The organism is Candidatus Rickettsia mendelii, assembly GCF_057543435.1.
Map to the genome: position 1 here is coordinate 19929 of NZ_BTGX01000006.1, position 26752 is coordinate 46680.

A 26752-nucleotide genomic window follows, 5' to 3' on the forward strand; every position below is an offset into this window, starting at 1 on the left:
GCGAATTCATTTATTAAGCATGTCTAATTGTTCTTTAAAATTCTCAATAATTTGTTTATTCACTGCTCTTTTCATAATTTCTCCTTCAGAATTAATTGATATTATAGTTATAATTTACAATCTATATTGTTTGTTTAAGTATGGTTCAATATTTTATTTATTAAAAATATTTTTAGACATAGTACCTAATGTAGTAAGTAAAAAATTATAGAAGCAGCATTTGATACATTCAGGCTTTCTACTCTCTGAGAAATAGGGATTTTGGCCAAATAATCACATGTTTTTCCGACTAATCTTCTCATACCTTTATCTTCTGAACCAAATACTAATGCCATTTTATTAAAAATTAATTTATTAGTAAAACAGTCATTTGCAGAGCTCGTTAGTCCTATAATCCAAAAGCCATGTTTTTTAAGATATTGCATACATGAGCGTAGGTTAGTAACCTTAACAATTGTTATTACTTCTAAAGTGCCACAAGCAGCTTTAGCAATGGTGCCGTTTTCATTCGGAGCATTATTTAGTGGTAATATAATAGCATTAATATTAAAGGCCGCTGCACTGCGAATAATAGCGCCGATATTTTGTGGATCTGTTATTTGATCAAGAATCACAATTTTGCATTTAGGATTTTCTATATCAATATCCTCTATATTATAAGAAAAAATTTGCTTAACTTTTGCAGCTATTCCTTGATGTGTTTGATTTTCAAGTAATTTGGATAAAATATTGTTATTAACAATTTTATAAGATCTAGTACTTATTAATTTTTTGTTTGTGTCAAAAACTTCCTGAGTACATAAAATATTTTTAATTTGACGTTTTGGATTATTAAGTGCTGAGAATACAGGATGTTTTCCATAAATATAATAACAATTTTTAGAATCAAGTTTCTTGTTTTGCATGTTATTGAAAACCGTCGGTAATTTGTTCTTGACAGAAACTACTATTTATTATACAAAGTTACAACTAAATAAATGTGCAAGCTGCTATTTGTTTATTTGATGATTCGGCGAGAAGTTCTATTAAGTCCTATACTAATTTATATTGCACTTTGCAGTGAATTCGTCTATTTAATACAGTAAGTTCTTGAGGAGGGATGGCCGAGTGGTCAATGGCAGCAGACTGTAAATCTGCCCGCGTAAGCGTTCGAAGGTTCAAATCCTTCTCCCTCCACCACTTAAATGGTTTGGGGAAGCGTATCATTTTATTTTATAAGGACTTTCATGTGTATATGTTGAGTTTTATTAAAGTAAAACACAATACTGTATATTTGATAAGTCTAAGATGGAATTGGTATTAATGCGGGTGTAGCTCAATGGTAGAGTTCCAGCCTTCCAAGCTGGCTGTGTGGGTTCGATCCCCATCACCCGCTCCAGAGAAAGTGGTAACAAATAAATTTAGCAAAAAATGCACTTTCAAAAATTAATTTGTATTAAATCTAAAAATTGTGAGAGAGTAATAAAATATGGCAAAAGAGAAGTTTGAGAGGGACTTACCCCACTGTAATATAGGCACCATTGGACACGTAGATCATGGTAAAACATCTTTAACTGCAGCAATAACTAAAGTGCTGGCAAAAGAAGGTGGTGCGAAAGAAAAGAAATATGATGAGATAGATGGAGCTCCTGAAGAAAAAGAAAGAGGGATAACTATTTCTACTGCACATGTAGAATATAAAACTAAGAAAAGACACTATGCGCACGTAGATTGTCCAGGGCATGCAGACTATGTAAAGAATATGATTACTGGTGCTGCTCAGATGGATGGTGCAATATTAGTAGTTTCTGCTGCTGATGGTCCTATGCCTCAAACAAGAGAACATATATTACTAGCAAAGCAAGTCGGTGTGCCTGCAATGGTAGTGTTTTTAAATAAAGTAGATATGGTTGATGATCCTGATCTATTAGAATTAGTAGAGATGGAAGTAAGAGAACTACTATCAAAATATGGTTTTCCAGGTGATGATGTACCTATTATTAAGGGTTCTGCTCTTCAAGCTTTAGAGGGGAAACCTGAAGGTGAAGAAGCTATTCATAAATTAATGGATGCAGTAGATAGCTATATACCACAGCCTGTAAGAGCTACCGATAAGGCTTTCTTAATGCCTATAGAAGATGTCTTCTCTATTTCAGGAAGAGGTACCGTTGTAACTGGTAGAATCGAATCTGGAGTAATTAAGGTAGGTGAAGAAATTGCCATAGTTGGTCTAAAAGACACTCAGAAAACCACTTGTACAGGAGTGGAGATGTTTAGAAAGTTACTTGATGAAGGGCAAGCTGGGGATAATGTTGGTATATTGCTGCGTGGTACAAAGAGAGAAGAAGTTGAAAGAGGTCAAGTTCTTGCAAAGCCTGGTAGTATAACTCCACATGATGAATTTGAAGCTGAAGTGTATGTGCTTAGTAAGGAAGAAGGTGGGCGTCATACTCCATTTACTAACAACTATCGTCCACAATTCTATGTCAGAACAACTGATGTTACTGGTACGATAGAATTACCAGCTGATAAGCAGATGGTTATGCCTGGAGATAATGCTAATTTTAAGGTTAAGTTAATTGCTCCAATTGCTATGCAGGAAGGGTTAAAGTTTTCTATACGTGAAGGTGGTAGAACAGTTGGTGCTGGTGTAGTAACTAAAGTAATTAATTAATTGATTTTATAAATACCTATTATTAAAAAATAATAGGTATTTATATTTTAAGATGTGATAAAAGCATCTTGCTGTTTATAATAAGGTTTACTAAATGAAAAATAAAATTAAAATTTGTTTAAAGTCATTTGATCATCGTAGTCTTGATCAAGCTACAAAAGAAATAGTTAGTGCTGTTAAAAGAACGTTTACGAATATTAGTGGTCCTATTCCTTTGCCTAGAAAAATTGAAAGGTTTACTGTAAATAGGTCTCCTCATGTACATAAGAAGTCAAGAGAACAATTTGAAATTAGAAAGCATAAAAGATTATTAGTTATAGATGATCCTAGCCCTTCAGTGGTTGATGCATTGAGTAAAGTAGATTTAGCAGCGGGTGTTGATGTAGTGATTGAATTAGAGAGTGGAAAATAAATGAGAAGCGGTATAATTGCCCAGAAAATTGGCATGACTAGTGTTTTTAATGATAAAGGAGAAAGAGTTCCTTTAACATTAGTAAAAGTTGATGATTGTCAAGTAGTGGGTCATAAAACTCTAGAAAAACATGGATATAATGCTTTAGTTATTGGTATAAAAAATAAGAAAATATCTAGAGTAACCAAACCTATGAAGCAGTTTTTTGCTAATGCTAAAATATTACCTAAGACTAAATTAAAAGAATTTAGAGTTTCTGAAAATAATTTTATTGATATAGCAACGAGTCTAGAGGTAGATCATTTTATCGCTGGACAGTTTGTGGATGTGACTGCAACTACTATAGGTAAAGGGTTTGCAGGTAGTATGAAAAGGCATAATTTTAGAGGGCTTGAAGCTTCTCACGGTGTTTCAATATCACATCGTGCCCATGGTTCTACTGGGCAAAGACAAGACCCAGGAAAGGTTTTTAAGAATAAAAAAATGGCCGGGCACATGGGTTGTAATCAAGTTACTATCCAGAATTTGAGAATATTTGCTGTTGATAAGGAACGTAAGCTTATTATGATTCAGGGTAGTGTACCTGGCCATAAGAATTCGTATCTTTCAATAAAGGATGCAATAAAAAAGATTTCAAGTGTTAGTTAGATTCAGAAGGTCTGGGTAAGGTAATTTTAATAGGTGCTGTGCGCATGGACATGAAATTTCAAGAATTATTTGTACTGCACTACCTAAATTATGTTATATTTTTTTGAGATTAAAAATTATCAATTATTTAATAATTATATGATAATACTTTTATGAAAAAGTTTTATGTAAGGCTGTATAGGTTAAATAAAGATGAAAACTAAAATATTAAATCTTGCTAATGAAGAAGTTGGTGAGATTAGCTTAGATGAAAGAATATTTGCTGTTGAATTTATCAGAGATGATATAATAAAGCAGGTTATTGATTGGCAGCGAGCTAAATCAATGGCCGGTACGCATAAAACTAAAACAGTATCAGAAGTATCAGGGACTACAAAGAAGCCTTTTAAGCAAAAAGGTACAGGTAATGCAAGGCAAGGTTCGCTTAGATCTGTACAGATGCGTGGTGGTGGCGTAGCACACGGTCCAGTAGTACGTAGTCATGCAATAAAATTACCTAAAAAAGTACGGAGACTTGGTTTAATTCATGCTTTATCTGAGAAATTTACTGAAGGAAAATTATTAGTAATAGACTCTTTAAGGTTAGATAAACCTAAAACTTCTATTCTTGTGAATATGTTAAGTAAATTCCAAGGAAAGAGTTTCTTTGTAATAGATGGAAATAAAGTAGATATTAATTTTTCTTTAGCTGCAAAAAATATTTATAATACTGTTGTTGTTCCACAATTAGGTGCAAATGTTTATGATATAATACGACATGAATATGTATTCTTATCACAAGATGCAGTAAATGTCTTAGAGGAGAGGTTAAAATGAGTGCTTGTAAATATTACGATTTAATTAGGAAGCCTATTATTACAGAGAAAACTACGCTCCTTTCAGAACAAAATAAGTATACTTTTTATGTAGATAAATTTGCTAAGAAGCTTACCCTTAAAAAGGCTATAGAAGAAATATTTAAAGTAAAGGTAAAAAAAGTCAATATTTTAAATATTAAAGGTAAAAAGAAAAAATTTAAAGGGATTATCGGGCATCAAATTAATAAAAAGAAGGCTATTATTACATTAGAAAAAGATTATAATATTGATTTTGCTGGAGGAATTAAATAAATGGCTTTAAAAAACTTTAATCCAATTACTCCTTCTCTTAGAGAATTAGTGCAAATTGACAAAACTAATTTATGGAAGGGTAGACCTTTTAAATCTTTGACCAGAGGTATATCTAAAACTGGTGGACGAAATAATCAAGGTAGAATTACTTCTTGGCACAGGGGAGGAGGACATAAAAAGCTATATCGTATTATTGATTTTAAAAGAAATAAGGTCGGTGTTTCTGCTGTTGTTGAAAGAATAGAGTATGATCCTAATAGAACTGCTTTTATAGCTTTAATAAAATATGAAGATGGAGAATATTCTTATATTTTAGCACCACAAAAATTATCTGTAGGGGACAAAGTAATGTCAAGTCAAGATGCTGATATAAAAATAGGAAATTGTTTACCTTTAAAGTTTATTCCTATTGGTACTACTTTACATAATGTTGAAATGAAAGTTGGTAAAGGTGGCCAAATTGCAAGGTCTGCAGGTACTTCAGTAGATTTAGTAGGTAAAGATTCAGGATATGCACAGATTAAATTAAGGTCAGGTGAATTTAGGTTGATACCTCTAGATTGTAAAGCTACTATAGGTAGTATATCTAACCCAGATCAAAAAAACATTAATTTAGGTAAAGCTGGTAGAAATAGGTGGCTCGGTTGGAGACCTCATGTTAGAGGTGTAGCGATGAATCCTGTAGATCACCCTCATGGAGGTGGTGAAGGTAAAACTTCAGGTGGACGTCATCCTGTTACTCCTTGGGGGCTTCCAACAAAAGGTAAGAAGACACGTAAAAATAAATATACTTCAAAGTTTATCATAAAAAAAAGAAAATAGATTTTAAATTAATTAGGTATTAGTATGGCACGTTCAATATGGAAAGGGCCTTTTGTAGATGGTTATTTGATAAAGAAGGTTCAAAAATTAATGGAATCAGGTAAATCTGAAATGATTAAAACTTGGTCTAGAAGATCAACAATTTTACCTATTTTTGTTGGTTTTACCTTTTCTGTTCATAATGGAAATAAATTTATTCCAGTTTCTGTAAATGAGGAGATGGTTGGAAGAAAATTAGGTGAATTTGCTCCTACTAGAACATTTTATGGGCATGGAGCAGACAAAAAAGTCAAAAGAAAATAAAAATTTATATGGCAAAGGAAAATAAAAATTTTGCTACGGCAAACGCTAAGTCTATTAGAGTAAGTCCAAGAAAGCTAAATCTGGTTGCAGCTTTTATTAGAAATATGAAAGTATCTGAAGCATTGGTACAATTAACTTTTTCTTCTAAACGAATTGCAAAGGTTGTAAAGGATTGTTTACAATCTGCTGTTGCTAATGCTGAAAATAATTTAGGTTTAGATATAGATAAGTTAGTTGTTACTAAAGCAACAGTAGGTAAAGCTTTAGTGATGAAAAGAATTATGCCAAGAGCGAAAGGAAGAGCAACTAGAATAAATAAATTTTTTAGTAATCTCTATATAACTGTTACAGAAAAAGAGGATAATTAAAATGGGGCAAAAAGTTTGTGCACATGGTTTTAGGGTTGGCCCGACTTTAATTAAAGGTTGGGATTCAGTGTTATATGCAGAAAAATATTATAAAACTCTTTTTATACAGGATTTAAAAATTAGGGATTTAATAAATAAAAATTTTATTCAAGCTCAGATTAGTAGGGTTTTAATCGAACGCCCTTCTAATAAAAGTATTATAATTAATATTAATGCTAAAAAACCAAATATAATTATTGGTAGAAGTGGTAGTGAAATTGATAAGCTAAAAAAAGCTATTGAGAAGATAACTTCTTTAAAAGAAGTTTATATAAATATTCATGAAGTTAGAAAGTTTAATATAGATGCTGCTATAGTAGCTCAAACTATAGCACTACAGCTTGAAAAGAGAGTATCTTTTAGGAAAGCTATGAAAATAGCAATTCAGGCTTCATTTAAACAAGGCGGACAAGGTATAAGGGTTAGTTGTTCCGGACGGCTTGGAGGAGCTGAAATTGCTAGAACTGAGTGGTATATAGAAGGGAGAATGCCGTTGCATACTTTAAGAGCCGATATTGATTATTCAACGGCAGAAGCTATAACTACTTATGGGGTAATAGGGGTTAAAGTGTGGATTTATAAAGGTGAATATACAGAAAATAAAAGATATAATTAATTTTAAGTATTAGAATGTTAGTTCCGAAAAAGCAAAAATTTAGAAAAGCTCATAAGGGTAGGGTTGCTTCGAAAGCAAAAGCAGGTACAACGCTTGCTTTCGGGTCATTTGGTTTAAAATCTATAGATGGTTGGCGTGTTACTGCAAAACAAATAGAAGCAGGAAGGAAGGCTGCTGTTAGATGTATGAAGAGGCAAGGAAGATTATGGATTCGGATTTTTCCTGATTTGCCTGTTTCTAAAAAGCCTGCTGAGGTAAGAATGGGTAAGGGAAAAGGTTCTCCTGAATTTTTTGCAGTTAGAGTTTCGCCTGGGAGAATTATGTTTGAAGTTGAAGGTGTAGAAGAGATTGTTGCACTTAGAGCTTTAGAACTGGCAAGTGCAAAATTACCTGTTAGAACAAGGATAGTGAGGCGTTATGAATGATTTAAAATCATTAAGAGATAAGTTATCTACTGAAACAATTGAAGGGCTGTATAAGAATCTTAACCTTTTAAAAAAAGAATTATTTAACTTAAGATTCCAGCAGGCTTTAGGTGAATTAAAAAATATTAGTAGGTTTTCATTAGTCAAAAAGTCTATAGCACGTATTAAAACTGAATTAATAAAAAGATCTAATAGTGAGGAATGTTAAAATGCCGAAAAGAGTTTTACAAGGCGTGGTTATAAGTTCAAAAGCTGATAAGACAGTTACAGTAAAAGTAGAAAGAAGATTCAAGCATCCTATTTATAAAAAATTCGTGAAAGTATCTAAAAAATATGCTGCTCATGATTCGAAAAATAAGTGCCAAAAAGGAGATAAAGTTAATATAGTTGAAAGTCGTCCTATCTCAAAAACTAAAACATGGGTAGTAATAAATGAAGAATAAAGATTTTTAATCTTTGACTTTATTAGCTAGATTGTTTATTTTTACCCATCGTGAATAAAAGGAAGTGATTTATGATTCAAATGCAGAGCATTCTAGAAGTTGCAGATAATTCTGGTGCTAAAAAGGTTATGTGTATTAAGGTTTTAGGTGGTTCTCACCATATGGTAGCAAAGCTAGGTGACGTTATAGTTGTATCTGTTAAAGAAGCTATACCAGATGGTAAAGTTAAAAAGGGTGATGTTTATAAAGGTGTAATTGTTCGTACAAAAACAGGAGTGGTAAGGCCTGATGGTAGTACAATAAAATTTGATAAAAATGCATTAGTACTTTTGAGTAAACAAGATGAGCCTATAGGTACTAGAGTTTTTGGTCCTGTTACAAGAGAACTTAGAACAAAAAAATATGTTAGGATAATGTCGCTTGCAGAGGAAGTGTTATAAATGATTAAATTAAAGGTAAAGAAAGGTGATGAAGTTGTTGTTATTACCGGGAAGAACAAAGGAAAAAAGGGTAAAATATTAAAAGTTTTTCCTGAAGATAATAAAGTAATTGTTTCTGGAGTAAATTTAGTCAAGGAACATACTAAACCTAATCAGATGAATGAGGGTGGGATAGTAACTAAAGAGTTACCTATACATATTTCAAATATTGCACATATCGATCCCAAAACCGGTAAACCTACTAAAATAGCTTTTAAATTCTTAGAAGATGGATCTAAGGTTAGAGTGGCAAAGAAATCAGGAGAAATTATCGGTAAGGAAGGTAAATGATGTTAAGATTTAAAGAATTATATCAGGAGAAAATTATTAAAAATCTACAAGAAGAATTTTCTTATAAAAATAAACATGAAATACCAGAAATTAGGAAAATTGTTATAAATATGGGAGTAGGAGAAGCAATAGCTGATTCGAAGGTAATTAATAATTCAGTAAATGATCTTGCTTTAATTTCTGGTCAAAAGCCTGTTGTAACATTAGCAAGAAAATCTATTGCAACATTTAAATTACGTGAAAATATGAAGATAGGTTGTAAGGTTACTTTACGTAAAGACAGGATGTATGATTTTTTAGAAAGGTTAGTAATTGTTGCTTTACCTCGTGTTAAAGAATTTCGTGGCTTTTCTTATAAAAGTTTTGATGGCAAGGGAAATTTTACTTTTGGATTAAAAGAACAGATAGTCTTCCCTGAAATTAATTATGATAAAATTGATACAATAAGAGGTATGGATATTACAATTGTTACATCTGCTAAAACAGATAAAGAAGGCAAGTTCTTATTATCAGAGTTTAATTTACCTTTTTATAATTAATTTTTAGGATATACGTCATGGCAAAAGTAAGTTTAATACAAAAAAATGAAAGTAGGAAAAAAAAATCGCAAAGTTTTCATAACAAACGTTTAGCATTAAAGAGTAAAATTTATAATAAAAATATTCCACTGGAGGAACGTTTTTCTTTGGTGATGTTACTTGCACAATTGCCTAGGAATTCATCAACTACTAGAATAAGGAATAGATGTGAGCTTACTGGTAGACCAAGAGGCGTTAGTAGAAAGTTTGGTATATCAAGAAATATGCTTAGAGTATTAATAGGTAGAGGCTTGGTTCCTGGTGTAGTTAAGTCAAGTTGGTAAAAATCGATAGGTAAATAATATGTCAATGACTGATAACGTAGCAGATATGTTAACTAGGATTAGAAATGCTTATAAGAGTAAGTTAATAAATGTTTCTTTTCCTAGTTCTAAAATTAAAACTTCAATTTTAGATGTTTTGCAAAAAGAAGGTTATATAAAAAATTATATAACTACTCAAGAAAATAATATTAGTTATACTGAGGTAGTTTTAAAATATTCTGTTAACGGTAGTGCTGCTATATGCGAAATTCATAGGGTATCAAAGCCTGGAAAAAGAGTATATTCTGCTATTAAAGATTTGAAGGGGTATTATAATAATATGGGTATATATGTTCTTTCTACTCCTTATGGTGTTATGTCTGATAGAGAAGCTCACATTCAAAATGTTGGTGGTGAAGTAATTTGTAAAGTATTTTAAGGTAAAAAATGTCACGTATTGGGAGATTACCGATTGCTATACCAGATGGTGTAAAAGTTGGTTTGAATGATTTAGAAGTAAAAATATTTGGACCTAAAGGTGAGTTATCGAAAATCTTTAAAGGTAATATAGCAATTTCATTGATGGAAAATAAGCTCTTAGTAAAACCTTTAGCTTCAAATAAAAATGCACGTGCTATGTGGGGTACTGCAAGAAGTATAATATCAAATATGGTTACTGGTGTTAAGGAAGGTTTTAAATTGAAGCTTGAAATTAATGGTGTTGGTTACAGAGCAATGGTAAAAGGTAAATATTTAAATTTAATGCTTGCTAAAAGCCATAATACAAAAATTGAAATACCTTCAAATATTAAAGTAGATGTACCTAAACAAAATATAATTATTCTTGAAGGAATAGATAAAGAAAAATTAGGACAGTTTGCTTCAATTATTATAAAACAGAGACCACCTGAGCCTTATAAAGGAAAAGGAATTAAATTTGAAAATCAATTTATACCACGTAAAGAAGGTAAGAAAAATTAAATTTAAGAGTTAAATATGCGTAGTGCTAAAGTAAAATTTGAAAAAAGAAAGAGTAGAGTAAGGTATAAAATATCTAAAACTTCTAATAGGGCTAGGTTATCTATATTTAAATCAGGTAGGCATATATATGCACAGATTATTGATGATTCTAAGTCGATAACAATTGTTTCTGCTTCAACTTTAGATAAGAAAATTAAAAAGTTAAAAAAATCTCATTGTAATATTGAAAATGCTATTAAAGTAGGTCAAGAAATAGCAAGAAAAGCTCATTCTGAAGGGATAGAGGAAGTAGTATTTGATAGAGGCGGTTATAAGTATCATGGTGTTATAAAAGCTCTTGCTGATGCGGCTAGAGAGAAAATAAGGTTTTAGGTTATAAGGTTGGAATATGTCTAAAGTAAAAAAAAATGAAGAAGCTTTAAGTGAAGTTTTAGTTGATGTGAATAGGGTTACAAAAGTAGTAAAAGGTGGCAGAAGATTTGCTTTTTCTGCCTATGTAGTTGTTGGTGATAAAGCAGGTAGAGTTGGAGCAGGACATGGAAAAGCTAAAGAAGTTAATGAAGCAAGAGGGAAGGCAAAACAAGCTGCTAAAAAAAGAATGATGAAAGTGCCATTGTATCAAAATCGAACGATTCATCATGATGTTATAGGTAAAAGTGGTGCTGCTAAAGTAGTTTTAAGAAGAGCTAAAGCCGGTACAGGTGTTATAGCTGGAGGATCCATGAGAGCAATTTTTGATTCTTTAGGTGTTCATGATATTGTTGCTAAATCGATAGGTTCAACTAATGTTTATGCAATGATTGCTGCAACATTTAATGCATTAAATAAACTTGCATCACCAAAATCTATTGCTATGAGAAGAGGTAAAAAAGTAAATGAAGTATCTGTAAAATCTTCTGATATTCGAGTTAATGGATAATGTTGCAAAGTAAGGTGAAATTATGAATGATAAGATTAATAATGTAAGAATTACTCAAGTTAAAAGTAGTATAGGTCGTAAGTATGATCAAAAGTTGACATTAATTGGGCTTGGTTTAAATAAAATTAATAAAACTGTTGTTCTTAAAAATACTAATTCAATCAAGGGGATGATTAAAAAAGTAAAGCATTTGTTAAAAATAGAAAATAATATGTAATTAGAGTTTTTAAATGAAATTAAATGAATTATATAATAATATAGGTGCTAAAAAAAATAAAAAAAGAATAGCACGCGGTATTGGTAGCGGTAAAGGAAAAACTGGCGGCAGGGGGGTTAAAGGCCAGAAGTCTAGATCTGGTGTAGCAATCAAAGGTTTTGAAGGTGGTCAAACTCCTATTATAAAAAGATTACCTAAAAGAGGTTTTAATTGTATTTCAACTAAAAAATATAATATAATAAATGTTTATAATATTGAAGCAGCATTAGCTGATGGGCGTTTAAGTGTTGCTGATACTATTACTAAAGAAAAATTGATAGAAGTTGGAGTAATTAATAATAATAACAATAAGAAGTTAGTGAAATTACTATCGATTTGTAGTGATAATTTCGCTGCTCCTCTATCATTAAAATTAGATGCTTATTCTTCTAAAGCTAAGGATTTAATTGAAAAAGCAGGTGGAAGATTGTTATAGTATAAGAATTAAAAATAGTAAAAATAATATGAATCAAAATTTTCCTAAAAAGTCCAGTAATAATTTAATTAATCGCATTATTTTTACTATCTTTATTCTTATGGTATGTAGATTTGGGTCTTTTATACCTATACCTGGTGTAGATTCAATTGCTTTAAGTAGTGTGGCTGAAAAGAATCAATCTGGTATATTAGGAATGTTTAATATGCTATCTGGTGGGTCACTTGCCAGAATGTCTATTTTTGCTTTAGCAATTATGCCATATATAACAGCATCGATTATTATCCAATTAATGTCTGTTGCATATAAACCTTTAGAAAATTTAAAAAAAGAAGGTGAAATTGGCAAAAGAAAAGTAAACCAATTATCAAGGTATTTAACAGTTTTACTTGCTTCTTTTCAAGCATATGGAGTTGCTATAAGCTTAGAGTCAATTGTAACAAATACTGGGCCTGTAGTAGTTCTACCAGGTTTTTTCTTTAAAGTTACAACTGTAATTACTTTAGTTGTAGGTACTATGCTATTAATGTGGTTAGGAGAACAAATTACACAACACGGAATAGGTAACGGTACATCTTTAATTATATTTATAGGTATAATTTCAGGAGTACCTAGTGCTATTATTAGTATGTTTGAATTATCAAGAAAAGGAGTATTATCGCCTCTAATAGTAGTAGCTGTTTGTATTGGAGTAGTTATATTAATAGCTGTTATTACATTTTTTGAAAAAGCTCAAAGAAAGTTATTAGTTCAATATCCTAAAAGACAGGTAGGAAATAAAATTTATGGAGGAGAAGCAACACATATGCCTCTTAAATTAAATACTTCTGGTGTAATACCTCCAATATTTGCCAGTTCAATTTTGTTATTTCCTGCTACGCTTGCTAATTTTTCTAATAGTAGTTCAGAAACTATGGGTATGCTTACTTATTACTTAGGTCATGGAAAGCCCATGTATATTATATTGTATGTAACACTGATTATGTTTTTTAGTTTTTTTTATACTGCAGTAGTATTTAATTCTGAAGAGACAGCTAATAATTTAAGAAAATATGGTGCTTATATTCCAGGTAAAAGACCAGGAAAAAATACGTCTGACTATTTTGATTATGTACTTGCAAGGCTTACGGTTATAGGCGGGATATATTTAAGTGTGATATGTGTAATTCCAGAGTTGTTGATGAATAAGTATATAGTCTCTCTTTCTTTAGGTGGTACAAGTTTTTTAATTGTAGTGAATGTGGTACTTGATACTCTAACTCAGATTCAAACTTACTTATTTAGTAGTAAGTATGAAGGTTTAATGAAGAAAGTAAAATTAAAAAATTAAGAGTGGGCAAGTAGTGATAATAATTTTTTTAGGTCCTCCAGGGGCTGGGAAGGGAACGCAAGGAAAAAAGATAGCTAAAAAAATTCATTTACCACATGTAGCAATTGGTGATATATTTAGAACAATTATTAAAACTTCAACTAGAGAGGCGGAATTAATTAATAATTATGTTAAGCAAGGTAAGCTTATTCCTGATGAAATAGTTAATCAAATAATCAAAAATTTTTTATTATCCTCTGATTATAAAAACGGCTATATATTAGATGGGTATCCGCGTAATTTAGAGCAAGCTAAATTCTTTGAGTTATTTATTATAGAAAAACTTAATGTGATATATTTTGATGTTTCGTACGAGCTGTTGATTAAGAGAGTTCTAGGGAGATATAGTTGTAAAAATTGCGGTACTATATATAATAGTTATTTCTTGCAGCCTAAAATTGATAATGTATGTGATGTTTGTGGTTCAAATGTATTTGATTATAGAAAAGACGATAATGAAGAAATAATAAAAAAAAGAATTGAAGTATATAAAACCGAAACATATCCATTAGTAGATTATTATAAAAATAGTAGTAATTTTTATATGATTGATGGAAGTAAAAATGAACAAGAAATAGAAAGTAATATACAGAAAATACTAAAAATAAATTGACTTTATTAAAGGTTTTTATATTATTTTCTAGTTACTAGAAAAATTTGGAGATTATTTGTGGCAAGAATTGCAAGTGTTAACATTCCGGATAATAAACGCTTAGTAGTAAGTTTAACTTATATTTATGGCCTTGGGCTTGCTATGGCAAAAGGAATTTGTAATAAAGCAAAAATATCGAGGGATAAAAAAGTTAAAGATCTTACAGATCAAGAGTTAATAAGCTTACGTAATATCATTGAAAGTGAATATAAAGTTGAAGGTGATTTAAGAAGAGAAGTTACTCTTAATATTAAGAAGAAGAAAGATATACGATGTTACCAGGGGCTTAGGCATATACGTAAATTACCAGTGAGAGGACAGAATACACATTCTAATGCTCGAACTAGAAAAGGTAAAGCTGTTGCAATAGCTGGAAAGAAAAAAGCTGTAAAATAATAGTTTAAGTTAGAGTATAAATATAATGAATCAGACGGTTAAAGTTAAGAACAAGAAAAAAACTATCACTCTTGGTGTTGTACATATCCGGGCATCATTTAATAATACTATAGTAACATTTACTGATATTCAAGGTAATACTATATCTTCTGCATCAGCAGGAGGTAGTGGCTTTAAAGGAGCAAGAAAAGCAACACCTTATGCAGCTCAAGTAACAATTGATAGAGCATCAGAAAAAGCAAAAGAGTATGGTCTAAAAACTATTTCTATTAGAATTGGAGGACCTGGAGCTCAACGGGAATCAGCAATGAGAGCTTTATTTGGACAAAATTTTGTAGTGACATCAATTTTAGATGTGTCATCAATTGCTCATAATGGGGTAAGACCACCAAAAAGAAGAAGAGTATAAGAATCATAGGTATTAAATGTTATTATTAAGTAAAAATTGGAACGCTTTAATAAAACCTAATAAAGTCGCTTATGAAAGTTTTCCAGAAACCAATAATAAAGCTAAAATTGTAGTTGAACCTTTAGAAAGAGGTTTTGGGTTAACTTTAGGTAATGCTATGAGAAGGGTATTACTTTCTTCTTTACAAGGAGCAGCTATTACTTCTATAAAGATCCCAGCTATAGAACACGAATTTTCTTCTATACCTGGTGTGAAAGAAGACGTATCGGAAATGATTTTAAACATTAAAGGTATTGAAGTAAAAATGCATGTTTCAGAAAAGCGTATTATGAAGTTAAAAGCAACAGGGCCTTGTGTTGTAACAGCAGGTATGATTGAAACAGGGCATGATGTAGAAATATTGAATCCAGATCATGTAATTTGTAATTTAGCTAAAAATAAACAGCTTGAAATGGAATTAACCTGTAAGGTTGGTAAGGGATATGTACTTAGTACAAGTAATTATGATGATAATTTGCCTATTGGTGAAATAGCTATAGATGCTCTATTTAATCCAGTAAGGAGTGTTACTTATAAGGTAGAAAATACTAGAGTAGGTCAGGTTACTGACTATGATAAATTAATTATGTTTGTTGAAACTAATGGTGATTTATTACCTGAAATGGCTGTAGGTTTAGCTGCGCGTATCTTGCAAGAACAGTTACAATTGCTTATTTCTTTTGAGGAGCAAGAAGAAGATAAGCAAGTTAAAACAGATGCTTTACCATTTTCTCCTTATTTACTTAAGCGAGTTGATGAGCTAGAATTATCTGTTAGGTCAGCAAACTGTTTAAAAAATGATAATATAATTTACATAGGAGATCTAGTAAAAAGGACTGAATCTGATATGCTGAGAACTCCAAATTTTGGTAGAAAATCTTTAAATGAGATTAAAGAAATATTAGCAAAATTTAATTTAAGGTTTGGTATGGATGTACCAGATTGGCCACCAGTAAATATTCAGGAATTGTCTAAACGTTATGAAGATTCTTATTAATTAAAGGCGATAAAAATGCGACATAAGATTAAAGGTAGAAAGTTAAATATAACAAGTAGTCATAGGCAGGCAATGCTTGCTAACATGGCTATAGCACTTGTAACTCATGAGCAAATCAAAACTACTCTACCAAAAGCTAAAGAGTTGAGGCCTTATATTGAAAATCTTATTACTAAAGCTAAAAAAGCCGATTTAACGGTAAGAAGGGGTGTTTTATCAAAAATAAAAGATAAGAAAGTAGTAGAAAAGCTTATAAATGTTTTAGGTACTAGGTATAAAGATAGGCCAGGTGGTTATACTAGAATAATAAAAGCCGGCTTTCGTTATGGTGATTTAGCTCCGATAGCGTACATTGAATTCGTAGATAGAGATATTAGTGCTAAAGAAAGTATACGACAGGATGCTAATGAAGATGTTAAAAATTAAGTAATAAAGGACTAGTGATGGCTAATCATTCTTCAGCAAAAAAAGCTGCTAGGCAAACAGTAAAAAGAACTCTAGTTAATAAAAAGAGGGCTAGTGCAATAAAGACTTTTATAAAAAAAGTTATGCATGAAATTAGTCTTGGTAATCAAGAAAAAGCTAATTTAGCTTTAGTTGCTGCGCAATCTAAAATAATGAAAGGTGTAAAGAAAAACATAATTAAATTAAATACTGCATCAAGAAAAATTAGTAGGTTGTCAAAGCAAATAAAAAGTATGGAAAAAAATAAATAGTATTTTAGAGCTAGTTTGAATTCTACTTCATATAGAGTTATTCATTTATGTATTCTAAAGTGAAAGTTAATAAAGTTTTATTAAAGTAGTTTTAATTGTTTTTAATGTTATAATTTGTAATTGAAAAGAGCTAGACATAAGTAATATGTTATTTAAGGTGCTGAAGTCTTTATATGTATTTCATATCATAGGGTGTATGTGGTAAAGGCAATTAAATTTAAAACTAAAATAACGAAGGTAAGGGTTTTTAATTAGGTTATTTATATTTCTTATAATATTGTTAATTAAGAAATATGGGCGATTAGCTCAGATGGTAGAGTATCTCGTTTACACCGAGAGTGTCGGGAGTTCGAATCTCTCATCGCCCACCATTTTGTAGGTTTTCTATTAAATTTATAAAGCTATCAAGCAGAGAGAGTACTCTAAGTCAAGTTTTTTGCTGCTCAGCGTTAAATTTACAAGTACTGGTTTTATCAAGTTCTTGTTTTTTGAGATATCCGAATAATTGAATGCCTCAAGTGCATTAGGTGCAGATCTATTAGGGAAATCTACATTTTTGTAAAGCTAGGCTTTATAATGTGTTTAGGTTTTTTATGACAGGATTTCTTTTAATTAAATTTCTAAATACGTATCCTTTTCTTTGGTATTGGTAGGCTTTTGACGTCTATTGAGTTGTACTTTTTGACATCTATTAGGTAATTCTTTGTTTATAATTGAATAGCTAAATATATAGAAATTCTTGCACTATTTTTTGTAGCTTTATTACTCTATAATAAAGAGGATTTTGAATAATTAAATATTTGCTCTATATAATACCTTGATTACTTCTTGAATTAGTTAAACTGTATTCTTTAATTTTTTTCTAATATTTCAGTTTATATTATCCTATAATATAAACTTCAAATACACTTAAATAACTGATAGAGCATTTGTTAGCTATTTACCTTTACTTAACTTTACAAACATATTTTACATCATACTTTTTTGTAAAGTGGAGTTTTAATGTAAGTATAATTTTTTCGTTTTAATGACATTATTAAGCAGAGAAGCAATAAGAGATTTATAAGGATAGGGGTTTAAGTTACATAGTATTTTTATTTTAAATCATGTACTCAACAATGAAGAAATGTATATCAGAATATATTTGATCTATTAGATAATATAACAACTGAATTACAAAACAAAATCTTTGATGATAAAGATATATATCAAAAGATTTATTTAATCACTTATATTCTCATAGGTTATATTTTAGGTGATTCATAATTTAATTATTCTAAATAAAAATTTTATTGGCTAATTTTTAGATAGTTAAAAATATACCACATCCAAATGTGTTTCCTATAGTACCACCTATAGAACTAACAAAACTTCCAAACATATTTATAGTATAACGTTAATATGAATTGATATTCACACCACAATATGTTAACACTAATATACATATGTTATTATTTCATTCTAGCTAAAAGTAGGTTGTTACAGCTATCGAGTTGATTAAGAATTATAAAACAATCAAAAATCATACTAAATGATTCAAAACTATGAGTTTATTACAGCTAAAAAAATACTTATTTGTTTTAATTTTATTATTTACTTCTATAGCTTACTCAGAGACTATAGAAGTAAATAATTTAAGTAAAGTAAAGCAAGATTTTAATGAGAATTATAATAAAAACTATTTACCGCAAGATTTATTTGTAGTAACAGTTTTGGATGATCTATTATTTAAGTCTTTATTTCCTCAAGGTGAACAAATTGATAAGAGTGTTTATTCTAAACTAACTCCTCTTTTGCATAAGATTAATACAAACCCCAAAATTATTTATGTAAATCAATTGATTTTAACTAATGATAAATATAGCAATGAATTACAAGAACCTGATTTTCCAAATTTTGTAAATGAAATTAGTAATAGTGGAATCCCTATTATAGCTGTAAATAAAGGTTTTACTGGTCATTTTAATAATATTCCTAAATTTGAAATATGGTTTGCTAATTATTTAAAGAAAAATTTTGATATTGATTTTTCAAATAGTTTTCCTAACAATAACTATATTATTTTTAACAACTTGGAAAGTTTTGTTAATACTTATCCAGTATTTTATAAAGGCATATTAACTAGTAATAACATACCAGAAGCAGAAGTGATGATCAATTTCTTTATTCAAATGAATTTTATACCTAAGGTTTTTATAATGATTAGTAGTAGTATGGAATTACTAAAATCGATGGAAGCACAGCTGTCTAATTATAGCTCTTCCATATTATTTATTGGTTATTATTATAATAATCAAAATGCTGAAGAAAGTAAAGATGCAGCATATTATACTAAGCTCATTAATGATTTAGCAACTCAAATAAATAAAATAAAGAGAAATAATCCACCTTTGAAAATTAATAATATAAAAGTTAAAAATCCTTATGATAAAAATCAATAAAGTTTTATTGGGTTTACTTTGCTTAGTTATTTCTTGTACAAGTTATAGTCAAATAATTCCTACTTATTCTATAGGTTCGGTAACAATAAAAAATTTATTGCCGAAGATAGATGCAGATACGCTGGTACTTGTAAGTATAGATAATACTATTATAACACCAAAATCAAAATTGTTTCGGTACAAGGATAATTCTTATATAAATTTTACTAAATATTTATATAGTCTTGCAGTATCTGATCCATCGGTTAATAAGACTATTGCACAATTGATAGAACAACGTCAAATGATCCTTGTGGAAACGCTTTGGGTAGAATTTCTTAATAAGATACAAAAACAAGGAGCAATGGTTTTAGGGCTTGAAGAAATCACTGCTCCATGCAATTTAATTGAAAATTATGAAGGATGGTTATATACCTTACTTTACAGATTTAATATTAATTTTACTAATAAGGTTAACGGTAAAGATGTATTTAGATTTAATGCAAGTGATGCAAGTGCACCTATTTTTTATTTAGGTATAATATTTACTGGTAATAACAGTAAAGTAAAAACTCTTATTGAGTTTCTAAAAATTATGTCGAAAAAACCTACTAAAATCGTTATTTTAGCAAATAATAAAAAAGATTTAGAAGATATTAATTCTTATTTAAGAATGGTTGATATAGAATATTATGGAATTGAGTATTTGGGATGGCAACAATTACCTGGATCACCTGATACTCAGGTCGCCAAGTTGCAGCAATTTACGCTTCTCAATACTGGTCAGTGGTTAGAAGACGATATCGCTGCAAAGATGTTAAATAAATAATTATGAATGACAATTTAATCAATGCTTTAAAAGATTTAATTATTAATACTGGCAAGATTGCACTAGATATAAAGAAAACAGGAATATTAGTTGATACTAAATCAGATGGTTCTGTAGTAACTAATGTCGATAAAAAAATTAGCAAAATAATTTATCAAGCTTTACAGACCCTAACCCCTAAAATAGCAATAGTATGTGAAGAACAGCCACTACCAGTATTAAGCAGTGATACTTTTTGGTTAATTGATCCTATTGACGGAACACGAAGCTATGTAAATGGTAAAAGTACCTATACTATAAATATAGGACTTATTGAAAATGGTACTCCAATCATTGGCTTTATATATCAACCTGAAACATCTAAGTTATATTATACTGATAAAAGGAGATACTTTAAAATAGAACAAAATGCCTTAGAAATACCTGTTGACTATAAACTTAGAAGAGAAGAATTTAATGCAGTAGTAGGTTTTTATGATTCAAATAAAGCTACTAAAGAATTTTTAAACCAATATTCATTTGGCAAAATAGATGCAATAGGTAGTTCAATTAAACTATGCTTAATTGCTGAAGGTAAAGCTGATATATATCCCAAATTCGGTCAAACTATGGAGTGGGACATAGCGGCTGGTCATGCTTTAATTAAAGCCTGTGGAGGTAATATTTTAGATCTAGATGGAAAAGAAATTACTTATGGAAAAAAAAATTTTGCTAACCCTAATTTTTTAGCATGTAGTAAATATTGGTTACAAAGATGATGTTGTTATTCTTACATACTGCAATGAAATCAGAGTTGTTGTATTCCTCATTTCCGTCTACGTAGGAATACATTAAGAGTTTTTAAGAGTCATTATTGTAAAAGAAGATTTTCTTAAAACTAGTTTCTTTAATTCATAGATTAGCTTAAGTGCTTCTTTAGGTAAGAGTTTATCAGGATCAATAGTTTTAAGTTATTCTTCTAACATACTATTTTATGTAGCCCTATTAGAATCAAGGTTAAATAAACTCAAATTGTTCGACTCAGTTGATAGAATACTTTTTTCTTTACTAATTGCAGTTTTCTCCAATTTAAGCTGAATTTGCTCAGCTCTATTTATAACACTGGCAGGCAGACCAGCTAAGGCAGCAACATGAATACCATAAGACCTATCAGCTGCACCTGCTATAATATTGTGTAGGAATAGAATATCTGTACCTGATTCCTCAATAGCAATAGTGTAGTTTTGTAAGGCTGGTAAAAAATTGTTCATAATAGTTAATTCATGGTAATGTGTAGCAAAAAGACAACGGCATTTCAACTTATCATGTATATATTCAAGCACTGACCATGCAATAGATACACCATCATAGGTAGAAGTGCCTCTTCCTACTTCATCAATTATAATTAGAGAATTTTTTGTAGATTGTGCAAGAATTGCTGAAGTTTCAAGCATTTCTGCCATAAAAGTTGATTGCCCTTTAATTAAATCATCAGCAGCACCTATCCGGCTAAATATTTTATCTACTACTCCTATTTTAGCACTTTTAGCTGGTACGAATGAGCCTATTTGAGCAATTATAGCAATAATGGCATTTTGACGCAAGAAGGTACTTTTACCTGCCATATTAGGACCAGTAATTAGCCAAATACGCTCAGATTCAGATAAATGACAATCATTATTTACAAAGCTTTTACTTTCACGTAGCAAAGCTTCTTCTATTACTGGATGACGCCCTTTAACGATATCGAAGCTTAAATCATTAGTAAATTCAGGTTTAACATAATCATATTCATCAGCAATATAAGCGAAATTACAAAATACATCAAGTACGCTTAAAGTTTTTGCAAGTGCACGTAAATACGGAACTTTTTTGATCACTTGTTGACAAATACCAGCATATAGTTCTTTTTCTAAGCTTATGACTAAAGTTTTAGCATTGACTAAGTCATTTTCAAGTCTTTGTAATTCAGAAGTAGTATAACGTACGCTGTTAACTGTTGTTTGACGGTGAATAAATTTGGGATCAGTAATTTTATTAACATTTTTAGCAGTTATATCAATAAAAAGTCCTATAACATTATTATGAGATATTTTTAAGCTATCTATTGCTGTTTCTTTACGATATTGATCTTTTAGCTTTTCAATATGTAATTTCCCATTGTTAATTAAATCATATAATTGTGCTACTTTGGGATGATATTCATGTTTTATTATCCCGCCATCATTTAAATTATTAGTAGCATCTTCACGCACTGCTTCTTCTATTAAATTATATAATTCTTCATTTCCAGATAGTGGTTTAATAATTTTTTCAATAAAATCAGGTAAATCAAAGCCATAAATATCAAAAAATACTCCTTTAATAATTGTTGCTGCATCTAAAGTATATTTGATACTGAGTAAATCACGGCCAGAACTCCTATTCATAGTAATACGAGTTAAACTACGTTCTATATCACTAGTTTTTTTTAGCAGTTCTCTAATTCTTGTTACTATTTCTAGATTGGAATAAAAGAAGCTGGTAATATTTAAACGGTGATTTATTTTAGTAATATCAGTTAAAGGGCTTGAAAGAAAATGATATAGTAAGCGCCCTCCTTGCTTAGTAATGGTATGATTAAGGGTACTTAATAAACTTCCTTTTGAGCCACCATGTGAATTTGTTACAATTTCAAGATTACGCCTAGTAGAGAAATTAATAGTCATATAATTATGAAAATTAATAATTTTGGGTATCGGCAAATTAGGGATATTTTGTTTTTGAGTTAATGATAAGTATTCTAATATACTACCTATAGTGCTAATTTGACTATTAGAAATTTCTCCTATTCCTTGAATATCTTTTATTTTATAGAAATCTAAAATAATTTTTTCACATTTATTTACTGCAAAGAAACTATCTACTTGATAGGTAATACGAAAATTTAATTGCTTAGAAATGTTACTAGCAAGTTCTGAAGATCTTAAGCTTTCACTAAGCAAAATTTCACGAGGTTTAAGACGTGCGAGCTCGTTAAGTATTTCAAGTATAGGTACATTTACTACAAAAATTACTGAGGTAGAAAGATCAACATAACAAAGTGCTGCAATGTCTTTATTCTTTGGTACTACAAGGCTAACTAAATAATTAGGTTCAGAAGCAGTAATTAAATTTTCTTCAATTATAGTACCTGGAGTTATAATGCGTGTAACATCTCTATGGATTACCGCTTTGTAACCACCTCTATTTTTTGCTTTTTCAGGAGTTTCTAGTTGATCACAAATCGCCACTTTATAATTTTCTTCAATTAACTTAGTTAAATAATTTTCAAGAGCGTGATAAGGTACGCCACACATCGGCACTTCTTCTTCACTGTTTGTTCCTCTCTTAGTTAAAGTAATACCTAAAACACTACTTGCTAGAATTGCATCTTCATAAAACATTTCATAAAAGTCACCCATTCTAAACAGTAATAAACAATCTAAATGAGCAAATTTAATATCTAAATATTGCTGCATCATTTTTGTTGATACATCATAATTATATTTTTGTTTAAACTCCTGAAAATCCATATTAGATAAAATCAACTTATATTATGACTTAGTAAATAATTATATACTAGTGCTTTAGTAAGTTAAATATATATTTTTAGAAAAAATTAAGGCATTGTTAGTTAGAAAGACTATAGTTATATAGTGGTGTTTGTGTATTGTTATTAATATTTTAATAAATATATTATAATAATAATGTACAACATTAATCCTTGTACAGACATTGCATTTAAATCTAAAGAGATTCTTGGAGTTGGTGTAAAGATTTGCCGATGCTACTACTTATTAATTCTGTAATGAGTGAAAAAAGCAAGTATCTGAAGTAACATACTTATCCATATAACATAAAGAACTTCAGAAGTGATAAACTTTCTATTCTTAATAAAAGCGCTCAAAGCATAGATATAGTAGGGTATTTAATATTAGAATCCAGATTACTGACGAAGCTGATTATGATAAGAAAGTCTTAAATATTATTGAGCAAAACTTTATACAGATCAGTTAAAAGAAAAATTAGCTTATTATGAATGAAGCAGAGTGATAGGCACACATACTGAACTTTATAAATATTTATTGAGACTGACCTAAGGAGGAATTATCTGCATATATTAGCAAAAGTTAAAAATTTATTGGTAGCTTAATACGTAATGATTTACTTAATAAAGATACTTTACCTAAAGAGTCGATGATGTAGCAATCAAGAAGGGCTTAACAGTACTTGCAGTGATAAATCTCAGCGATGTAAAAAGAGGAGAATATGAAGATCGTTTTAAATAGCTTAGAATTTGAAACTAGTACTCTTAAAAACTCTGAAGAAAAGTGAAGAAATGAAGAAAGAGAAGAAGGTAAAGCTGAAGATATTAAGATTAGTGAAAGAAAAAGGCTATAAGTGTAGCAGAGATTTTGTTATTTGAAAATATAGAAATTAAAATAATAGAAAGAGCTATAAGTTTATTTATAGACGAAATAAGGAAACTAAGCAAAAAAATAAATATGTACAAAGTTAATCTACGTACGACTTAAAAATTTAGTGTTAAGCGTTAAATGTACAATGCTAATATTGCTATATGATTAGAAAATCATAAAGAAATTTAACTTTTAAGCACAAAACCTAATAGTTTGTAAAAGTTATTTTATCTTTGATAATCTAACACTATGTCTGCCACCTTCAAATTTAGTGGTTAAAAATTTATCTATGATATCAAATGCTGTTTTATGATCTAGAGTTTTTACTCCAATTATTAGAATATTAGCATCGTTATGTGCTTTTGCACTTTCGGCAGTTAATATATCACTGCATAAAGCAGCTCTTATTTCTGAACTACGGTTAGCAGCTATAGACATACCGATTCCTGTATCGCTAATTAAAATACCTATAGGAGCTAATTTTTCAATAATATTATCTACTACCTTTTTAGCATAATCTGGATAATCAACAGTTTGTGTATTGTTTGTTCCGCAGTCATAAATAGCTAAAGATTTTTTTTGTAAATAATCGATAATTTCAGACTTGAGCTTGTAACCTAAGTGGTCGCTAGCTATTACAATATCATAAGTTTTCATAATTAACTTTTTTGATGGAAAATAATGATAAGAATTATATAATAAGTATGATTTATTGCCTAATATAAATAATAATCTTATTAAATATATGAAATATCCTGTTGCACTTAGTACTATAATATGTTTGTGTTTGGCTGCTTGTGTTGATCAACTACCAGCATCGATTGAATATAAAGTAGGGGCTGTTACTGCAAGTAATCCTACCATACCAAATAATGATGAAGAGCTAATAATAGTTAGAAAAACTATTGAAAAAACTCCTAAATTGGACAAAGTGAGTAGAATACCTGCAGAGTTAAAAGCAGCAATTATAGAAGATGATAATGATGCGATTGTCATTCCAGTAACTCGAAATGATAGTAGTAAAATAATTTATCATGAAGTAGCAGAAGATGAGACGTTGGAATCTATTGCAAAAGATTATGAACAAAGCGAGCAGGAAATAGCAAGTTTAAATGATTTAACATATCCTTATAATGTAACAGAAGGACAGATTATTGAAATTAAAGTCAGTAGTGCATTACTTAATAAAAAGAATGTTGAAAATACTTTTAATTTTGCTAAACCCCTAAACGGTAAAATTATTACTAAATTTGGCGCAGAAACAAAAACCGGCAGAAGTAAAGGAATAGATATTATTGCTAAAGAAAGTGAAGTTAAGTCTATATCTGCAGGAACAGTTATATATTCAGGATTTAACAAACAATTTGGTAATTTAGTAATAATAAAGTTAGATATAGATAATCTAGAAGTAGCATATGCTAATTTAGATGATTACTTATTTAAAAGTGGTGATAAAGTTGCGAAAAATAGTGTAATTGGGCATGTAAAAAATAAATTATATTTTGCTATGCGCAAAGGCAAAGTAGTAGTTGATCCAACAAAATACATTGCATTCTAAATGGAAGAATTTTTTATTCTTAATAAATTTGGTGAACCTCAGACTGTAACAGTCAGAAGGAGTGCACGAGCTAAAAATATAAGCATCAGAATTACTTATAAAGGTGCTGAATTAGTTCTACCTCTTAAAGCAAAAGACGATAGAGGCCATAATTTTTTGTTGGGTAAAGAACATTGGATTAGGAAAAATTTACGTTGTAGTGTAAGTCAATCGCTAAATGATAAAAGTAAAGTTTCTATTTTAGGAAACTCTTATCAAATAATTGATACTAATTCACCTGAAAATTAGGTAAGACTAAATGATACTAGATTAGAAGTATATGCTAGTGATTTACTAAAAAAAGTCATTATAGAAGTATTTCTTAAAAGAAAATTATTGGCAAAAATAAAAATAATAGCAGAAACTATCTGTAGTAAGCATAATTTAACTTACTCTGATATTAGAATAATGTAGAATATTACTCATTGGGGAAGTGGTGGCATTAGAGGCAGAATTGCTTTTAACTGGCGAATAGTTTTTGCACCTTTCGAAGTACTGGAATATCTTATAGCTCATGAAATGGCACATTTAAAAGAAATGAATCATAGTAAAAATTTTTGGGAATTAGTGGCCAATATATATCCTGAATACTTAACAGCAAAATTATGGTTGAAAAGAAATGGCAAAAGTTTGTATAGTTATTTATCGTAGTTTGAAAGGTAGTTAAAATATTATACTGTAGTCTTTATCAGTCTTATTGTATGACTCTATATGTTATTCTTGTGGAAGCAGGAATCTAGAGTACACAACCTGAATTTAGTATAAAAATACAAAAAATTTATGGTTTTATATTATGGTGTTTTCTAAGTCATGCAACAAAGCATATAAGTTTGAGGTATGACAATGATGTCTTATAATTCACACGGGCA

General features: G+C 29.8%; 35 protein-coding genes, 3 tRNA genes and 2 pseudogenes. 37 read left to right on the forward strand and 3 right to left on the reverse strand.

The features are described 5' to 3' along the window. Positions 1–185: 185 nt before the first annotated feature. A complete protein-coding gene (gene rlmB, locus AC27F4_RS00650; protein ID WP_487061078.1) occupies positions 186–905 on the reverse strand; it encodes a 23S rRNA (guanosine(2251)-2'-O)-methyltransferase RlmB in 720 nt (239 codons plus the stop codon). Positions 906–1093: 188 nt separating this feature from the next. On the opposite strand from rlmB, the gene AC27F4_RS00655 reads away from it, so the two are divergent. The 35 genes from AC27F4_RS00655 to AC27F4_RS00825 all read left to right on the forward strand — a co-directional run bounded on the left by AC27F4_RS00655 (position 1094) and on the right by AC27F4_RS00825 (position 20626). Further along, positions 1094–1179 (forward strand) — tRNA-Tyr (locus tag AC27F4_RS00655). Between the two features lie 125 nt (positions 1180–1304). Next, positions 1305–1378: transfer RNA gene (locus AC27F4_RS00660), tRNA-Gly, on the forward strand. Between the two features lie 90 nt (positions 1379–1468). After that, a complete protein-coding gene (gene tuf / locus AC27F4_RS00665; RefSeq protein WP_487061080.1) occupies positions 1469–2653 on the forward strand; it encodes an elongation factor Tu in 1185 nt (394 codons plus the stop codon). Between the two features lie 94 nt (positions 2654–2747). Beyond that, positions 2748–3065, forward strand: coding sequence for a 30S ribosomal protein S10 (rpsJ, locus tag AC27F4_RS00670; protein ID WP_487061082.1), 318 nt, complete (start codon positions 2748–2750; stop codon positions 3063–3065). Beyond that, positions 3066–3713: a 50S ribosomal protein L3 gene (rplC, locus tag AC27F4_RS00675; protein WP_487061084.1), complete on the forward strand. Its 648-nt coding sequence runs from the start codon at positions 3066–3068 to the stop codon at positions 3711–3713. It abuts the gene before it with no gap. 192 nt (positions 3714–3905) lie between these two features. After that, the gene (gene rplD / locus AC27F4_RS00680) at positions 3906–4529 is read left to right on the forward strand and encodes a 50S ribosomal protein L4 (protein WP_487061086.1); all 624 of its coding nucleotides are present in this window, start codon (positions 3906–3908) and stop codon (positions 4527–4529) included. Next, positions 4526–4822 (forward strand): 50S ribosomal protein L23, encoded by a 297-nt coding sequence (gene rplW / locus AC27F4_RS00685; protein WP_487061088.1) that lies wholly within the window; start codon positions 4526–4528, stop codon positions 4820–4822. Before rplD ends, rplW begins: the two co-directional genes overlap by 4 nt. Further along, positions 4823–5644, forward strand: a complete 822-nt coding sequence (rplB, locus tag AC27F4_RS00690; protein WP_487061090.1) for a 50S ribosomal protein L2 — start codon at positions 4823–4825, stop codon at positions 5642–5644. Positions 5645–5668: 24 nt separating this feature from the next. Then, positions 5669–5947 (forward strand): 30S ribosomal protein S19, encoded by a 279-nt coding sequence (gene rpsS, locus AC27F4_RS00695; RefSeq protein WP_012148990.1) that lies wholly within the window; start codon positions 5669–5671, stop codon positions 5945–5947. An 8-nt stretch (positions 5948–5955) separates the two neighbouring features. Beyond that, entirely contained in the window at positions 5956–6315 is a 360-nt protein-coding gene (gene rplV / locus AC27F4_RS00700) for a 50S ribosomal protein L22 (protein ID WP_487061093.1), read from the forward strand. A 1-nt stretch (position 6316) separates the two neighbouring features. Further along, positions 6317–6970, forward strand: coding sequence for a 30S ribosomal protein S3 (gene rpsC / locus AC27F4_RS00705; protein WP_487061095.1), 654 nt, complete (start codon positions 6317–6319; stop codon positions 6968–6970). Between the two features lie 14 nt (positions 6971–6984). Next, on the forward strand, positions 6985–7395 hold the full coding sequence (gene rplP / locus AC27F4_RS00710; RefSeq protein WP_487061097.1) for a 50S ribosomal protein L16: 411 nt from the start codon (positions 6985–6987) through the stop codon (positions 7393–7395). Next, the gene (rpmC, locus tag AC27F4_RS00715; RefSeq protein WP_487061099.1) at positions 7388–7603 is read left to right on the forward strand and encodes a 50S ribosomal protein L29; all 216 of its coding nucleotides are present in this window, start codon (positions 7388–7390) and stop codon (positions 7601–7603) included. Before rplP ends, rpmC begins: the two co-directional genes overlap by 8 nt. A 1-nt stretch (position 7604) precedes the next feature. Further along, positions 7605–7838: a 30S ribosomal protein S17 gene (gene rpsQ, locus AC27F4_RS00720; protein ID WP_487061101.1), complete on the forward strand. Its 234-nt coding sequence runs from the start codon at positions 7605–7607 to the stop codon at positions 7836–7838. A gap of 71 nt (positions 7839–7909) precedes the next feature. Then, the gene (rplN, locus tag AC27F4_RS00725; protein WP_487061103.1) at positions 7910–8278 is read left to right on the forward strand and encodes a 50S ribosomal protein L14; all 369 of its coding nucleotides are present in this window, start codon (positions 7910–7912) and stop codon (positions 8276–8278) included. Beyond that, on the forward strand, positions 8279–8608 hold the full coding sequence (gene rplX, locus AC27F4_RS00730; protein WP_487061105.1) for a 50S ribosomal protein L24: 330 nt from the start codon (positions 8279–8281) through the stop codon (positions 8606–8608). Then, complete coding sequence (gene rplE, locus AC27F4_RS00735) at positions 8608–9147, forward strand: 50S ribosomal protein L5 (RefSeq protein WP_487061259.1); 540 nt, start codon at positions 8608–8610, stop codon at positions 9145–9147. Before rplX ends, rplE begins: the two co-directional genes overlap by 1 nt. Positions 9148–9164: 17 nt before the next feature. Beyond that, positions 9165–9470, forward strand: a complete 306-nt coding sequence (gene rpsN, locus AC27F4_RS00740) for a 30S ribosomal protein S14 (RefSeq protein ID WP_487061107.1) — start codon at positions 9165–9167, stop codon at positions 9468–9470. A 19-nt stretch (positions 9471–9489) separates the two neighbouring features. Next, positions 9490–9888, forward strand: a complete 399-nt coding sequence (gene rpsH, locus AC27F4_RS00745) for a 30S ribosomal protein S8 (protein WP_487061109.1) — start codon at positions 9490–9492, stop codon at positions 9886–9888. Between the two features lie 8 nt (positions 9889–9896). Further along, positions 9897–10430 (forward strand): 50S ribosomal protein L6, encoded by a 534-nt coding sequence (rplF, locus tag AC27F4_RS00750; protein WP_487061111.1) that lies wholly within the window; start codon positions 9897–9899, stop codon positions 10428–10430. A gap of 15 nt (positions 10431–10445) precedes the next feature. Next, positions 10446–10802 carry a 50S ribosomal protein L18 gene (rplR, locus tag AC27F4_RS00755; protein WP_487061113.1) on the forward strand — a complete coding sequence of 119 codons (357 nt, stop codon included), beginning with the start codon at positions 10446–10448 and terminating at the stop codon, positions 10800–10802. A gap of 16 nt (positions 10803–10818) precedes the next feature. Beyond that, positions 10819–11349, forward strand: a complete 531-nt coding sequence (rpsE, locus tag AC27F4_RS00760) for a 30S ribosomal protein S5 (protein WP_487061115.1) — start codon at positions 10819–10821, stop codon at positions 11347–11349. A 22-nt stretch (positions 11350–11371) separates the two neighbouring features. Further along, on the forward strand, positions 11372–11566 hold the full coding sequence (gene rpmD, locus AC27F4_RS00765) for a 50S ribosomal protein L30 (RefSeq protein ID WP_487061117.1): 195 nt from the start codon (positions 11372–11374) through the stop codon (positions 11564–11566). Between the two features lie 13 nt (positions 11567–11579). Continuing rightward, positions 11580–12041, forward strand: coding sequence for a 50S ribosomal protein L15 (gene rplO, locus AC27F4_RS00770; protein ID WP_487061119.1), 462 nt, complete (start codon positions 11580–11582; stop codon positions 12039–12041). A 28-nt stretch (positions 12042–12069) separates the two neighbouring features. Further along, positions 12070–13371 carry a preprotein translocase subunit SecY gene (gene secY / locus AC27F4_RS00775; protein ID WP_487061121.1) on the forward strand — a complete coding sequence of 434 codons (1302 nt, stop codon included), beginning with the start codon at positions 12070–12072 and terminating at the stop codon, positions 13369–13371. Between the two features lie 13 nt (positions 13372–13384). Continuing rightward, the gene (locus AC27F4_RS00780; RefSeq protein ID WP_487061123.1) at positions 13385–14023 is read left to right on the forward strand and encodes an adenylate kinase; all 639 of its coding nucleotides are present in this window, start codon (positions 13385–13387) and stop codon (positions 14021–14023) included. Between the two features lie 57 nt (positions 14024–14080). Further along, a complete protein-coding gene (gene rpsM, locus AC27F4_RS00785) occupies positions 14081–14458 on the forward strand; it encodes a 30S ribosomal protein S13 (RefSeq protein WP_487061125.1) in 378 nt (125 codons plus the stop codon). Positions 14459–14483: 25 nt separating this feature from the next. Continuing rightward, entirely contained in the window at positions 14484–14867 is a 384-nt protein-coding gene (rpsK, locus tag AC27F4_RS00790) for a 30S ribosomal protein S11 (RefSeq protein WP_487061127.1), read from the forward strand. 16 nt (positions 14868–14883) lie between these two features. Then, complete coding sequence (locus tag AC27F4_RS00795) at positions 14884–15903, forward strand: DNA-directed RNA polymerase subunit alpha (protein WP_487061129.1); 1020 nt, start codon at positions 14884–14886, stop codon at positions 15901–15903. 15 nt (positions 15904–15918) lie between these two features. Further along, positions 15919–16329 (forward strand): 50S ribosomal protein L17, encoded by a 411-nt coding sequence (gene rplQ / locus AC27F4_RS00800; protein WP_487061131.1) that lies wholly within the window; start codon positions 15919–15921, stop codon positions 16327–16329. A gap of 17 nt (positions 16330–16346) precedes the next feature. Then, positions 16347–16619, forward strand: a complete 273-nt coding sequence (gene rpsT, locus AC27F4_RS00805; protein WP_487061133.1) for a 30S ribosomal protein S20 — start codon at positions 16347–16349, stop codon at positions 16617–16619. A 295-nt stretch (positions 16620–16914) separates the two neighbouring features. Then, a tRNA-Val gene (locus tag AC27F4_RS00810) sits at positions 16915–16990 on the forward strand. Between the two features lie 1173 nt (positions 16991–18163). Beyond that, positions 18164–19060: a DUF2608 domain-containing protein gene (locus tag AC27F4_RS00815; RefSeq protein WP_487061135.1), complete on the forward strand. Its 897-nt coding sequence runs from the start codon at positions 18164–18166 to the stop codon at positions 19058–19060. After that, entirely contained in the window at positions 19044–19868 is an 825-nt protein-coding gene (locus tag AC27F4_RS00820; protein WP_487061137.1) for a DUF2608 domain-containing protein, read from the forward strand. Before AC27F4_RS00815 ends, AC27F4_RS00820 begins: the two co-directional genes overlap by 17 nt. Before the next feature lie 2 nt (positions 19869–19870). Further along, positions 19871–20626: a 3'(2'),5'-bisphosphate nucleotidase CysQ family protein gene (locus AC27F4_RS00825; RefSeq protein WP_487061139.1), complete on the forward strand. Its 756-nt coding sequence runs from the start codon at positions 19871–19873 to the stop codon at positions 20624–20626. A gap of 72 nt (positions 20627–20698) precedes the next feature. Here the strand turns inward: AC27F4_RS00825 and mutS are convergent. Next, positions 20699–23401, reverse strand: a pseudogene (gene mutS / locus AC27F4_RS00830) (DNA mismatch repair protein MutS). Positions 23402–24508: 1107 nt separating this feature from the next. Continuing rightward, positions 24509–24943 (reverse strand): ribose 5-phosphate isomerase B, encoded by a 435-nt coding sequence (gene rpiB / locus AC27F4_RS00835; protein ID WP_487061141.1) that lies wholly within the window; start codon positions 24941–24943, stop codon positions 24509–24511. A gap of 88 nt (positions 24944–25031) precedes the next feature. On the opposite strand from rpiB, the gene AC27F4_RS00840 reads away from it, so the two are divergent. Then, positions 25032–25844, forward strand: coding sequence for a peptidoglycan DD-metalloendopeptidase family protein (locus AC27F4_RS00840; RefSeq protein WP_487061143.1), 813 nt, complete (start codon positions 25032–25034; stop codon positions 25842–25844). Next, positions 25845–26534 (forward strand): annotated as a pseudogene (locus AC27F4_RS00845) (M48 family metallopeptidase). Positions 26535–26752: the final 218 nt, after the last annotated feature.